General features: G+C 47.3%; 14 protein-coding genes and 1 rRNA gene. 13 read left to right on the top strand and 2 right to left on the bottom strand.

Annotated features, from left to right (window positions below; translation table 11 throughout):
• Nucleotides 1-130 precede the first annotated feature (130 nt).
• The 9 genes from ACFSUC_RS12795 to ACFSUC_RS12755 all read left to right on the top strand — a co-directional run bounded on the left by ACFSUC_RS12795 (nucleotide 131) and on the right by ACFSUC_RS12755 (nucleotide 8,054).
• On the top strand, nucleotides 131-1,075 hold the full coding sequence (locus ACFSUC_RS12795) for a DNA-directed RNA polymerase subunit alpha (RefSeq protein ID WP_379930011.1): 945 nt from the start codon (nucleotides 131-133) through the stop codon (nucleotides 1,073-1,075).
• Nucleotides 1,076-1,120: 45 nt separating this feature from the next.
• A complete protein-coding gene (gene rplQ / locus ACFSUC_RS12790; protein ID WP_379930010.1) occupies nucleotides 1,121-1,486 on the top strand; it encodes a 50S ribosomal protein L17 in 366 nt (121 codons plus the stop codon).
• Between the two features lie 356 nt (nucleotides 1,487-1,842).
• On the top strand, nucleotides 1,843-2,622 hold the full coding sequence (gene truA / locus ACFSUC_RS12785) for a tRNA pseudouridine(38-40) synthase TruA (protein WP_379930009.1): 780 nt from the start codon (nucleotides 1,843-1,845) through the stop codon (nucleotides 2,620-2,622).
• Between the two features lie 282 nt (nucleotides 2,623-2,904).
• A complete protein-coding gene (gene rplM, locus ACFSUC_RS12780) occupies nucleotides 2,905-3,342 on the top strand; it encodes a 50S ribosomal protein L13 (RefSeq protein ID WP_379930008.1) in 438 nt (145 codons plus the stop codon).
• Nucleotides 3,343-3,362: 20 nt separating this feature from the next.
• Complete coding sequence (rpsI, locus tag ACFSUC_RS12775) at nucleotides 3,363-3,755, top strand: 30S ribosomal protein S9 (RefSeq protein ID WP_379930007.1); 393 nt, start codon at nucleotides 3,363-3,365, stop codon at nucleotides 3,753-3,755.
• A 323-nt stretch (nucleotides 3,756-4,078) separates the two neighbouring features.
• Nucleotides 4,079-4,771: a phosphoadenylyl-sulfate reductase gene (locus tag ACFSUC_RS12770; RefSeq protein ID WP_379930006.1), complete on the top strand. Its 693-nt coding sequence runs from the start codon at nucleotides 4,079-4,081 to the stop codon at nucleotides 4,769-4,771.
• A gap of 78 nt (nucleotides 4,772-4,849) precedes the next feature.
• The gene (gene sat / locus ACFSUC_RS12765) at nucleotides 4,850-6,025 is read left to right on the top strand and encodes a sulfate adenylyltransferase (protein WP_379930005.1); all 1,176 of its coding nucleotides are present in this window, start codon (nucleotides 4,850-4,852) and stop codon (nucleotides 6,023-6,025) included.
• 79 nt (nucleotides 6,026-6,104) lie between these two features.
• Nucleotides 6,105-6,857, top strand: a complete 753-nt coding sequence (gene cwlD / locus ACFSUC_RS12760; protein ID WP_379930004.1) for an N-acetylmuramoyl-L-alanine amidase CwlD — start codon at nucleotides 6,105-6,107, stop codon at nucleotides 6,855-6,857.
• Nucleotides 6,858-6,902: 45 nt separating this feature from the next.
• The gene (locus ACFSUC_RS12755; protein ID WP_379930003.1) at nucleotides 6,903-8,054 is read left to right on the top strand and encodes an Mrp/NBP35 family ATP-binding protein; all 1,152 of its coding nucleotides are present in this window, start codon (nucleotides 6,903-6,905) and stop codon (nucleotides 8,052-8,054) included.
• 185 nt (nucleotides 8,055-8,239) lie between these two features.
• Here the strand turns inward: ACFSUC_RS12755 and gerD are convergent, their stop codons facing one another.
• The gene (gerD, locus tag ACFSUC_RS12750) at nucleotides 8,240-8,887 is read right to left on the bottom strand and encodes a spore germination lipoprotein GerD (protein ID WP_379930002.1); all 648 of its coding nucleotides are present in this window, start codon (nucleotides 8,885-8,887) and stop codon (nucleotides 8,240-8,242) included.
• A 213-nt stretch (nucleotides 8,888-9,100) separates the two neighbouring features.
• On the opposite strand from gerD, the gene ACFSUC_RS12745 reads away from it, so the two are divergent.
• Complete coding sequence (locus tag ACFSUC_RS12745; protein WP_379930001.1) at nucleotides 9,101-9,733, top strand: KinB-signaling pathway activation protein; 633 nt, start codon at nucleotides 9,101-9,103, stop codon at nucleotides 9,731-9,733.
• Between the two features lie 152 nt (nucleotides 9,734-9,885).
• On the opposite strand, the gene pdaB is transcribed toward ACFSUC_RS12745, so the two are convergent.
• The gene (pdaB, locus tag ACFSUC_RS12740) at nucleotides 9,886-10,656 is read right to left on the bottom strand and encodes a polysaccharide deacetylase family sporulation protein PdaB (RefSeq protein WP_379930000.1); all 771 of its coding nucleotides are present in this window, start codon (nucleotides 10,654-10,656) and stop codon (nucleotides 9,886-9,888) included.
• Between the two features lie 115 nt (nucleotides 10,657-10,771).
• Here pdaB and ACFSUC_RS12735 point away from each other — a divergent pair, with 115 nt between their 5' ends.
• The 3 genes from ACFSUC_RS12735 to ACFSUC_RS12725 all read left to right on the top strand — a co-directional run.
• The gene (locus tag ACFSUC_RS12735) at nucleotides 10,772-11,383 is read left to right on the top strand and encodes a stage II sporulation protein M (RefSeq protein WP_379929999.1); all 612 of its coding nucleotides are present in this window, start codon (nucleotides 10,772-10,774) and stop codon (nucleotides 11,381-11,383) included.
• Between the two features lie 188 nt (nucleotides 11,384-11,571).
• A complete protein-coding gene (locus ACFSUC_RS12730) occupies nucleotides 11,572-11,799 on the top strand; it encodes a hypothetical protein (protein WP_379929998.1) in 228 nt (75 codons plus the stop codon).
• Between the two features lie 670 nt (nucleotides 11,800-12,469).
• Nucleotides 12,470-12,530: ribosomal RNA gene (locus tag ACFSUC_RS12725) — 16S ribosomal RNA — on the top strand; the annotation flags it as partial.

Below are 12,530 nucleotides of genomic sequence, written 5' to 3'. Positions count from 1 at the left end.
CATCATGGGCAGTGTAGTATAATTATCTAGGACATGTGCATAATGGATGTCAAGGATAGGTATACTACATCATTTGGGCAAATTTTGAATGATCCAGAGGAACGACGTTTTGTAAGGAGGGTTCAAATTTATGATAGAAATCGAAAAGCCAAAGATTGAAACCGTGGAGACCAATGAAGAAGGCACGTACGGAAAGTTTGTGATTGAGCCCTTAGAGCGTGGCTATGGCACCACTCTAGGGAACTCCCTTCGTCGCATTCTGCTTTCTTCTCTTCCTGGTGCTGCCGCTACATCTGTACAGATTGACGGTGTGCTCCATGAATTCTCTACCATTCCGGGCGTCCTGGAGGACGTAACGGAAATCATATTAAATCTCAAAAACTTGTCGCTAAAAATTCATTCCGATGAAGAAAAGGTACTTGAGATTGACGCTGAGGGAGATGGCGCAATTAAAGCTGGCGACATTCGTGCGGACAGTGATGTTGAAATTCTGAACCCGGAATTGCATATCGCTACCCTGTCTTCCGATTCCCGTCTTCATATGCGCATTACCGCTGACCGCGGACGTGGATATGTACAGGCAGATCGAAACAAGCGCGACGATCAGCCGATCGGGGTCATTCCAATTGACTCGATCTATACGCCGATTGCCCGCGTTAACTACAGCGTGGAAAATACCCGCGTTGGTCAAGTTACCAATTACGATAAGTTGACCCTCGAAGTATGGACCGATGGAAGCATCAAGCCGGAAGAAGCGGTCAGCCTGGGTGCGAAGATTATGACTGAGCACCTCATGCTGTTTGTCAGTCTGACGGATGAAGCCCAAGAGGCTGAAATTATGGTTGAAAAAGAGGAAGACAAGAAAGAGAAAGTTCTGGAGATGACCATCGAGGAACTGGATCTTTCCGTTCGTTCCTATAACTGTTTAAAGCGTGCTGGGATCAACACCGTACAGGAACTGATCACCAAATCGGAAGAAGACATGATGAAAGTGCGTAATCTCGGTCGCAAATCCCTTGAGGAAGTGCAAGAGAAGCTTGAGGAATTGAGCCTTGGTCTTCGCAAAGAAGACTAATGACGCATTTTCAGACAACTACGATCGAGAAGGAGGGGGAAAGACATGGCTTACCAAAAGCTAGGTCGTAATTCTAGTGCACGTAAAGCTTTATTTCGTGATCTAGTTACTGACTTATTCTTATATGAGCGCATTGAAACTACAGAGGCAAAGGCGAAGGAAGTTCGTTCGATTGCGGAGAAACTCATCACGCTTGCAAAGCGTGGGGACCTTCACGCTCGTCGTCAAGTAGCGGCATTCGTTCGTCGCGAAACGATCGATGGAGAGCAGGATGCAATCCAAAAATTGTTCTCTGAGCTAGCGACTCGTTACTCTGAGCGTCCAGGTGGGTATACGCGTATCTTAAAACTGGGACCTCGTCGCGGAGATGCTGCACCAATGGTCTACTTGGAACTGGTTGACCAAGCATAATTTCCAGACGGATGCAAAAAGGGTGGACAGAATCTTCGGATTCTGCTGAAGCCCTTTTTTTGTTCGTCAAAAAGGTTCACAACAAAGCTGGTGTGCGCGATCTAAGCAAGGCTTGTTCGGGATAGGGGCCCGAACCTGTCGTGTTAGAGATGGCTGCACGAAAAATCCTCACTGACAGGGGCGCATGCAAACGGATGAGGACGGATGAGAATGAATCGGTCCAAGTCGAAAAGGCCGGGACCCTGTATACGTATCGGAATTTGTAGGTACGGATGAAGTACAGACAGGTACGGATAGGTACAGATAGGTAGGGATAGGAGGATAATAGGGAGAAATACGAGGGGAGGTCAGATTCATTGCGGAATATCGCGATGCTGGTCAGCTATGAGGGTACCGCTTATCATGGCTTTCAGATCCAGCCAGAAAGGGTTACGGTGCAGCAGCGATTGGTGGAAGCCATTTTCAAGCTGACAGGCGAGAAAGCGCATCTTCACGGCTCAGGACGTACGGATGCCGGTGTACATGCACGGGGGCAAGTCATCAGCTTCCAGACGGGTTCCACCATCCCGACAGATCGTTGGCCTGCTGCGATGAATACCGAACTGCCTTCAGATATCTCGATCGTGGCAGCTCAGGAGGTCCCGCTGGCCTTTCATGCACGGAAGCAGGCCAGGCGCAAGACCTATCGCTATTATATCCAAAATGGTCGCATCCCCAATGTGTTTCTGCCCTATGTTTTTCACTATCCCAGACCGCTTGACGTCGAGCGCATGCATGCGGCTGCGCAGCTCCTTACAGGAGAACATGATTTCACCTCATTCTGCTCGCGAAAATCGGACAAAGCCAGCCATATTCGGACCATCTACCGAGCAGATTGTGTGTGGAAGCCGAGTCCTTTTGACTTGAGCGGCAAATCAGAACAAATTGAGTTCTCTATCACGGGGAATGGATTTCTGTACAACATGGTCAGGATCATCGTGTCCACCCTGATTCAGGTGGGGGATGGCCGAAAAAGCCCGGAAGATCTGCTGTTTATTTTACAGCAGCGAGATCGGACACTGGCGGGGCCTACTGCACCAGCCAAAGGTCTTTTTCTTTGGGAAGTCCAGTATGACGAGCTGCACTTTGACATATAAAACTTATGCTTGATAATACGCAAGATATGTAGTATTATATTCAATGGTGTTTCTCGCCGGCTATCCCACGGCCCCGGGCTGGAATTCGCCATACAACATGAACGTACACAACATGAAAACGACAGAACTTGTCAGACATGCACGAGGCATGTAAGACATGCGCAAGGCATGTAAGACATCTATGATTAACGGTATGTAACAGACATACCCTTTGAATAACGAAATGAACAACTAACCATGTGCATACACATTTTGGTTTGGTATTGAAGAGGAGGATATTCGATGCGTACCACATATATGGCGAAGCCACTAGAAGTTGAACGCAAATGGTACATCGTTGATGCGGAAGGTAAAACATTGGGTCGTCTTGCGAGCGAAGTTGCAACCCTCATCAGAGGCAAGCACAAGCCACAATTCACACCTCATGTAGACACTGGAGATTTTGTTGTCATCATCAACGCAGAGAAGATTGTACTGACAGGCAAGAAAATGGATAATAAAATGTACTACCGTCACTCCGGACATCCGGGCGGTTTGAAATCTGCTACAGCGAAGCAAATGGTCGAAAGAAGACCAGAGAAAATGATGGAGCTTGCAGTTCATGGTATGCTTCCAAAAACTCGCCTTGGCAACCAAATGAAACTTCGTTTGAAAGTTTATGCTGGCAGTGAACATCCACATCAAGCTCAAAACCCGCAAGTTTACGAATTGCGCGGTTAATTTAAAGGGAGGTAACTCACGTGGCTCAAGTACAATACTACGGAACTGGTCGTCGTAAGCATGCTGTCGCTCGTGTTCGCCTTGTACCTGGTGAAGGTCGCATTGTGATCAACAAGCGTGGTATTGATGAATATTTTGGTTTAGAAACATTGAAATTGATCGTGAAGCAGCCATTGGATTTAACGGAAACATTGGGTAAATATGATGTTCTCGTTAATACGCATGGCGGCGGTTATACCGGTCAAGCAGGGGCAATCCGTCATGGAATCTCCCGTGCACTTTTGAAGGCTGATCCAGAGCTTCGCTCTCCTTTGAAGCGTGCAGGATTCCTTACTCGTGACCCTCGTATGAAAGAACGTAAGAAGTACGGCTTGAAAGCTGCTCGTCGTGCTCCTCAGTTCTCCAAGCGTTAATTTGTCAGATCAAAATCAGACATACGAAAACCCTTTGCATCAAGTGCAAAGGGTTTTTTATATGTATTTTTCCGTATCATGGTTGTGCGATCCATCCGAATGACAAGAGTCTCACCATGACAAGAAATTCACGATAGGCTTCCTCCCTCACAAGGGTGCGACACCCTGCATACATATAGAGCAGACCATTCACCTCAATTATTTATAAGAATTATTGATAAAACCGATTATAATGGTTGACATTCTACTCAACCAAACTATAATTGTACTTAAGTATAATTATTCTGATGAAAATAGTAGGAATTAAAGTGGAGGGCGGAAATATGAATTTATTAGAAAAGGAAAGCTGGATCGCAGAATCCGCAGAGCAGTATGAAAACAAATCTCCCCTTGAGCTGATTCAATTGGCTGTGGAGACCTTTCCTAGCCTGACGTTGGCTTGCAGCTTTGGCGCTGAGGACGTTGTACTGGTAGATATGTTGCAGAAGGTGAGTCCGAAGACCGATATCTTCTATTTGGATACAGATTTTCATTTTCAGGAGACGTACGAAACACGCGATCGGATGGCCGAAAAATATGGCATTACGTTTATTCAAGCGAAAGCTGAGCTTACACCGGAGGAGCAGGCTGGTCAGTACGGGGAAGAACTATGGCTGAAGGATGCCAATGCCTGCTGTAACCTTCGAAAGGTACAGCCGCTGATCAAAACGTTGTCTCAGTATGATGCCTGGATCACGGGTATCCGTCGGGATCAGGCCCCAACGAGAGCAAATTCGAAGAAAGTGGAGTATGATGCCAAGTTTGGACTCGTGAAGTTTAATCCGTTGGCTAGCTGGACGTCTGAGGATGTGTGGAACTATATTCGTGAGAACGATGTGATCTATAACCCGCTGCATGACCAAAACTACCCGAGCATTGGCTGCTCCTACTGCACGAGACAAGTCATGCCAGGAGAAGACCCGCGCGCAGGTCGCTGGTCGGGCAATGAAAAGACAGAATGCGGATTGCACAAATAATAGGGCTTAAACAAGCATAAACAAGTCAGATAGTCAGACAGTCTGATAGGGAATGGATAAGGAGAGGTGGAACGTAATATGACGCAAATTACGCCTCATGGAGGCAAGCTCGTAAACAGAATAGTGGCAGAGGAGCAGCAGCAGGTGCTGAAGGAGAAAGCCAAGACATTGCCTGTCATTGAAATCGACAAGCGCAGTATCTCGGATCTCGATCTGATCGCGATCGGCGGCTTTTCACCATTGACCGGATTTATGAATGAACAAGACTACGTGTCCGTCGTAGAACAGATGCGTTTGGCTGACGGAACGGTATGGAGTTTGCCGATTACCCTGTCTGTAACGGAGAGCAAACGGGCCGAGCTGAAGACAGGTCAATCTGCTGCACTGGTCGGCAAGGAAGATGGCGTCTTGTATGGTATTCTGGACGTTGAAAGCATCTTTGAAGCGGATCAGGAGAAAGAAGCACAGCAAGTATACAAAACGACGGATTTAGAACATCCTGGCGTTGCCAAAATGATGAGCTACTCTGCGGTTTATGTGGGAGGGCCGATCCACGTCCTCGAACGTCCAAAGCCTGAGCGATTTGAGGAGTACTATTTTGATCCTTCCGAAACCAGACGCCTGTTTGCAGAAAAGGGCTGGAAATCGGTCGTTGGCTTCCAGACACGCAACCCGGTGCATCGGGCACATGAATATATCCAAAAGAGTGCCATGGAAATCGTGGACGCGCTTTTCCTGAATCCCCTTGTTGGTGAAACGAAATCCGATGACGTTCCTGCAAATGTCAGAATGAAGAGCTATCTGGCACTACTGGACAACTATTATCCACAGGATCGCGTATTCTTGGGCGTGTTCCCTGCCGCCATGCGTTATGCAGGGCCAAGAGAGGCTATTTTTCATGCCATGGTACGCAAAAATTACGGCTGTACCCATTTCATCGTCGGTCGTGACCACGCGGGTGTAGGCGACTACTATGGTACTTATGAAGCGCAGGAGATTTTCTCACACTTTACAAGTGAAGAACTCGGCATCACCCCGCTGTTTTTCGAACATAGCTTCTTCTGCAAAAAATGCGGCAATATGGCTTCGAGCAAAACATGTCCGCACAGCAAAGAAGATCATCTCCACCTGTCAGGTACCAAAGTGAGAGCGATGTTGCGTGATGGCATCTGCCCGCCTCCGGAATTTTCACGACCAGAGGTTGCTACCATTTTGATTGAAGGCATGCGTGAAACCGTTCCAAGTGAAAGCTAATCCCGGATAACAGCATATCGGCATAAAATAGCACCCTGTCCCATATAGATGAATGAGTCTATTGGAACGGGGTGTTCGTATGTTCAGACGAAGAAAAAAACGAGTCATATGGATTCGCTATCGCAGCAAAAAACGGGTTTTATGGACGGGCATCATGCTGGCCCTGCTGATCGTTATCATGAGCTACCAGTTTCCATCCATGGATACTTGGAATCATTGGAGTTTGCCGCTCTCTGGAAAAGTCATCGTCATTGATCCCGGTCATGGCGGGCCGGACGGAGGGGCAACCAGTCAGGATGGCGTAAAGGAGGCGGAGGTGAACCTGGAAATCTCGCTGCGTCTTCGTGATTATTTGCAGCAGGCAGGTGCCCTTGTCATCCTTACGAGGGAAACAGACACCGATCTGGCAGATGAGAATCCGCCAGGGACTCGCAAGCGTCAAGACCTGATGCGCAGAGTAGAGATCATTACGAAACATCAGGCGGACTTTTTCATTAGCGTCCATTTGAACAGCATCGCCTCTTCACGCTGGTCAGGCGCCCAAACCTTCTATGCCTCCAAAAACAGTGAAGGAAAAAGACTGGCGCTTGCGATCCAGGATGAGCTAAAGCATCAGTTGAGCAACACGACGAGAGAAGCCCATTCTGCCGATACCAAATATATCCTTCATTCCCACCCCATCCCTGGGGTCATTGTAGAAGCCGGGTTTCTGTCTAATCCGGAAGAAGCCAGACGGCTTAGTGAAACAGCGTATCAGAACCGGATTGCCGCTGCGATCTATCAGGGTACATTGCGTTATGCAAGTGGAGACATCCCGACACCTTCGTACTAGTCATACAGCTGTGATATAATGTGGGTGAAAGAGGTGGATGGAACGATGACAAGAGAACTCACAAGAGCACATATATTGGAAGCACTTGCTCCGATTCAGGAGCCATATCTGAAAAAAAGTCTGGTTGAGCTGGGTATGATTCGCGATATGATGGTGAAGGAAGACAGCCTCTCCATAACCGTATTGTTGACTCAGGTAGAGCCAGAATCCCAGCAGGCAATTCAACAGCAAATCCAGAACTACGTGGAGCATATTGGGGCCGTGCAGGTACATATTCGTTTTCGTGCGTGCAATGAATTTGAAATGGAACAGCTTGAGAAGAAAGGGACGCTGCTGAGTGAAGCCACGCAGACAGCTTCCTCGTCGTCTCATGCGAAATCGGATGCGAAAGAGCCCCAGACGGCAACGGGGACAGGTCAGGCACAGGGACTGTCTCCCATCCTCGGACCGGACTCCAAAACGGCCTTTATTGCCGTAGCGAGCGGGAAGGGCGGGGTTGGAAAATCAACCGTGACCGTGAATTTGGCGGTAGCGCTGGCAAGGCTAGGTAAAAAGGTGGGCATTATCGATGCCGACATTTATGGATTCAGTATCCCTGATATGTTGGGTATCGAAGAGAGACCGTTTGTGGTGAACGAGCGAGTGATCCCGATTGAACGGTTTGGCGTAAAGGTCATGTCGATGGGATTTTTCGTCGAGGACAATTCTCCTGTTATTTGGAGAGGGCCAATGCTGGGGAAAATGCTTCGCAACTTCTTCGCAGAGGTCGAGTGGGGCGACCTGGATGTCCTGCTGCTTGATCTGCCTCCTGGTACGGGGGATGTAGCGCTCGATGTACACCAGATGATTCCACAGAGCAAGGAAATCATTGTCACGACACCACATGCAACTGCAGCATTCGTAGCGGCCCGGGCAGGAGCGATGGCCAGACATACCAGCCATGAGGTTCTGGGTGTGGTGGAGAACATGGCCTATTACATGTGTCCGCATTGCGACAAACCAGACTATGTGTTTGGTCGGGGCGGGGGCGGCAAGCTTGCCGAAGAACTGTCCACGGAACTACTGGCGCAGATTCCACTGCGAGCACCGGATAATCATTATACGGAGAAAGACTTTGCTCCGTCTGTTTATAAGGAGCAAGATCCTACAGGGAAAATTTATCTGGAACTGGCACAACGAGTGCTTCAGACGATATAGCCGGCTAGAGACTGGATTCAGCTTGGTGGATTAAGGTTTTTAATAAATAACACAGGCCGCTGTCACCTAGAACAGCGGCCTGTCTAATCTCATTCACATTCTGTTCTTTCACATTTTATTCTTTCGCCTTTTTTATCTGTTCCGTATTTGGTTATATACCTTCTACAGGTAAGGGCCTTACTTCCTTATTCGGATTTCTCTCCTCCTTCACTTCCTTCGGATTCCTGTCCTTCTTTTTTCTTTTCATCCTTGGGCTTGCTTTCTTCCTCCAGAACGGTCTTCATCATCTCCATCAGCTCTGTGCGAAACAGAGGACTTTTCAGTGCATCCTGCATAATCGTCATAGCCTGTTGACGGTATTGCTTGCTTTTCATGAGATCCATCAGCATTTTCTCGTACTCCGGATCTTTCATAATTTGCAACAGCAGTCCCTGATATTCAGGGTCTTTCATCAAATCCTTGTGAAGCTGCTTGTTTTCTTTTTGCACAGCCTTGGCAAATTCGCCAGCGAACTTGGGATCGGTCATCATGCCTTCCAGTGTCTTGGGAAACTCCGGGTCAGTCAGGACATTTTTGACAGCCAGCTGAATTTGTTCGCTCTCACCGGAAGAGAGCATTTGCATAGCTTTTGATTTCATCTTCTCTTCATCTTGTTTTTTGCTGACCTCTTCAAGTGCTTTTTGGCCATCTTCGGTTTTTAGAATATCAATGACCATCGATTTCATTTCCTTGTAACTCATCATGCCACTGCTGCCCTGATCGGAACCGCAGCCGGACACCAGGATCATCAAGATCATGACCAATACGCCAGTCCGAATCCTTCCTGTTTTCATAACGAGATCCTCCTTGCGATCCTCCGTATTCCTTCATGCTTCTCCTGTTTGGTGTAGCCATAGTATTTGAATCAGACGGTGGAAATATCACAGGAGAACATTCGCTTTTTTTTGAGATCGTTGGTACAATATAGGATGGAAAAATCCGTGGATCGTGTGTCCTGCAGCAATGGGGAACAAGGAAGCGGGAGCAGAGCAAGGAGGCCGCAATCATTGAACATACGCAAATGGTTTTATTTATTTTGGACGACCCTGGCTGTAGGTATGGTCGCTTCCGTATTGACCGTATTTGTCATCCAGATCACCGATCCGAATTTGAAATGGAATGATCTATCCGTTATCGGATTCAGCTTGTTATTCGGAGCCACATACAGTGCACTCAGTCAAATGGGCTTCTTCGCTTATCTGACCTTGAATTTCATAGCCAGAGGGATGTTTAAACCGGCCACCTGGCGACAGATACAATGGGTGCTTATCATCATTACCTTTGTTGATGTCATCGTATTGAGAGCCTGGCTGTTCGAGGATAGCAAGGGCTGGGCCTATTATGCCATCTTGCCTGTTGTGCTAGGGATCATCTCCTGGCTGGCTGCGAAATGGAAAAGCCAAATGACAAACGCATCGGCCTTTACACCTACCCTGTTTTTCCTGTTTGCGGTGACGATCGTAGAAGCCGTACCGGCGCTTCGTCAAAACAACATGGATTCCACCATCAACATGATGATTCCGCTTATGGCTTGTAACCTTTGGCAGATCCTGATTCTGCATCGCCTACTGGGAAGTGGTCAGACTGGACAGGCTGGACAGGATGGAGAGCGTGCTCGTCCAACCGCAACATTTACGTAAACAGATAAACGGCAGGGCGGGATGAAAGCAGCGATCCGCTTACGGAGCTCACTGCACCATTGTTACATCCATATCGCACAGATAAAAGGAGCGCACCTCGGCTGAGGCGGCTCCTTTTTCACCATATCGCTCATCTACACCAATAGGGATTGCTAGGGCGAAGGATCTTTCACGTCTTCATGCTTCAGATTTGACTGTGCCAGCAGCCTGGATACAGTCACAAATTCATATCCTTGTCCGCGGAGCTTGTCAATAATGTGTGGCAACGCCAAGTGAGTCTGCCTGGATGAATCACTGGCATGCATGAGCACAATGTCGCCCTTGTGTGCCTTACTTACTACACGTTGGACGATTTGCTCCACGCCTTTATTCATCCAATCCAGGGAATCGGTATTCCATTGAATGACTGTGTAATCAAGCTCGTTGGCGATTTGCAGCACTCTTTTGTCAAAATCCCCGTTGGGCATGCGGATCAGACGGGGGGCTTGCCCGGTTTCTTGGGACAGTATGCGATGGGCGGTTGTGATTTGTTTTCGAATATCCTCATCCGACAATTTGCTGTAGTTGACATGTTTGTGCCCATGAGATCCAATTTCAAATCCGTTTTCCGTTATCCTCTTCACGATATCGGGATGGTCCTTCGCCCAGGGTGAGGAAAGAAAGAACGTGGCATCCTTCACATTTTTTTCTTTGAGTATCTCCAGTATCGGCGTTGCCCTTTCTTCTCCCCAACTGATGTCAAACGTCAGCGCAATCCATTTCTTGTCCGTATCCACACTGTAAATTGCGGAAGGCTCCTGTGCCGAGAACACAGAAATATGGCCTCTTTCCACGTATACAATACCAGCTGCAAAGATGACGGCAACCAAGATAATGATCACCTTTTTCAGCTTTCTTCCATTCAGTACAAAAAAGAAGTTCATCCGTCTTCCTCTCCTTTGACTTGCGATCCTTTGACAGGACAAGTAAATTGAATTTAGTACAATGTATGTTTGGACCACACATCGTTATGACCACGTCTTTTGAAGGAGTGAGCTAATGAAACAGGCACTGATGATATTGCGCGAAGATCTGAAAGTGATGAAATGGTATTTTTTATTTGGATCTCTGTTGTTTATCGCCTCTATGGTATTGGGCTATTCGTATGAGCCGTTTCATCAAATGCTGGATGAACAACTGCAGCAAATTGGAGAAGTGGCGCAAGATTTGAATGAAAAAGACAACAAAGAACATTGGTTTTTTGCGTTTATTTTTTTAAACAATGCCATTAAAGGGGTACTGATCATATTTGCCGGACTGCTGCTCGGTTTGCTGCCCTTGTTGTTCATCGTCATGAACGGCATGATTCTCGGTTATCTCTACATGAGTCTGGAACAGGCAGGTGAATCAGCGCTGCTTATTTTTGTGAAAGGCATTTTGCCTCACGGCATCATAGAATTGCCTGTCATTATAGTGGCCGCGTCCTATGGATTGCGTATGGGCGTGTTAGCGTTGCAGGCATTGGGCCGAAGAAGCGGGAACCGACAGGCCGGAGGAATGACCCTCTCTGGCATGTTCAAGGTATCCTTGCCGTTAAGTCTTCTGATAGCAGGCGCACTCTTTGTTGCCGCCCTGATAGAAGCTTATCTCACCCCCTTGATCCTTCAGTGATGGCAGCAGGCTGCCTGCATTTTTTGACTTCGTGCTCATAAAACAGTCTGAAAACGAGCATAACAGTAAAACACCCGCCAATTGGTTTCACCGGCATGGAGATGACGGAGCCATATGGATGGATGAGCAGAGGTAGCTTGCATGAACACTTTGCCGTTTATTATTGCTGTAGGGGGTATATGATACACATGCTCGGAATTCTGTTTAATGATAAGGAATGCAAGGAATTGAACTATTTACTGCGTAAGGAATTAGACGAAATGCTGTATGATTTACGAGATCACAGATTGGAAAAAGGGATGAAGATCAACATATCATCGCGATATAAAGTGGTTTTTCGCATGTATGCAAGGTTGGCGACACCGAAAGAACTGTCCAAGTATGTCATCAACCAGACATACAGACCTTGTGAATAACGCCTGTATTTTGAATAAGCGAGGGACTCTGGTTCTGCCAGAGTCTTTTCATTTCAGTCGTTTTCAATAAAATGATAAATTGAGATTGACAACAAAAGCGATTCTTGATACATTATTACTCGCCGCTTCAAACGGCTTGTCTATCGAACATCCCGCAATCGAGTTCATCTCCGTATAGAGTGAATTGGAGAGGGGAGTTGTTGCAAGCTAACCTTATCGTCAGATAGGGAATATGCGGTCTGATATGATCCGGTTGCTTCATGACTTCAGCAAGCGTCATAAACCTTCTGGACTCAGCGCCATGTGCGAGAGACCGGATGAAAAAAGCACTTGCAAAAGCGCAAGCGATTGTGATATATTAAAAAGCGTCGCTGAAAACGACAGCGACATGGATGAGTTCTTCTTCACTCCATACAGAGTCATCACCGAGTGAAAAAAGACTTGCCAAACAAAAACGGATGTGTTATGATACTTCTCGCTGCTAACCACGCAGCTACTGAGAAACGCATCACACAGACGAAACACATTGTCCTTTGAAAACTGAACAGCGAGCGAAATTGTCCAAATTTCAAAATAAGGTTTCATTGTCCTTTCCATGATGGATTGGACGGGAACCCCCGGAATGAAAATTCCAACCAGCAACAAAATGAGCAAGCCAAACTTTTTACCTTTATTGGAGAGTTTGATCCTGGCTCAGGACGAACGCTGGCGGCGTGCCTAATACATGCAAG

Source organism: Marinicrinis sediminis (genome assembly GCF_042685085.1).
Classification (GTDB): domain Bacteria; phylum Bacillota; class Bacilli; order Paenibacillales; family KCTC-33676; genus Marinicrinis; species Marinicrinis sediminis.
The sequence above is the reverse complement of the archived record's forward strand: the minus strand, read 5'-3'. Positions and strand labels throughout refer to the sequence as shown.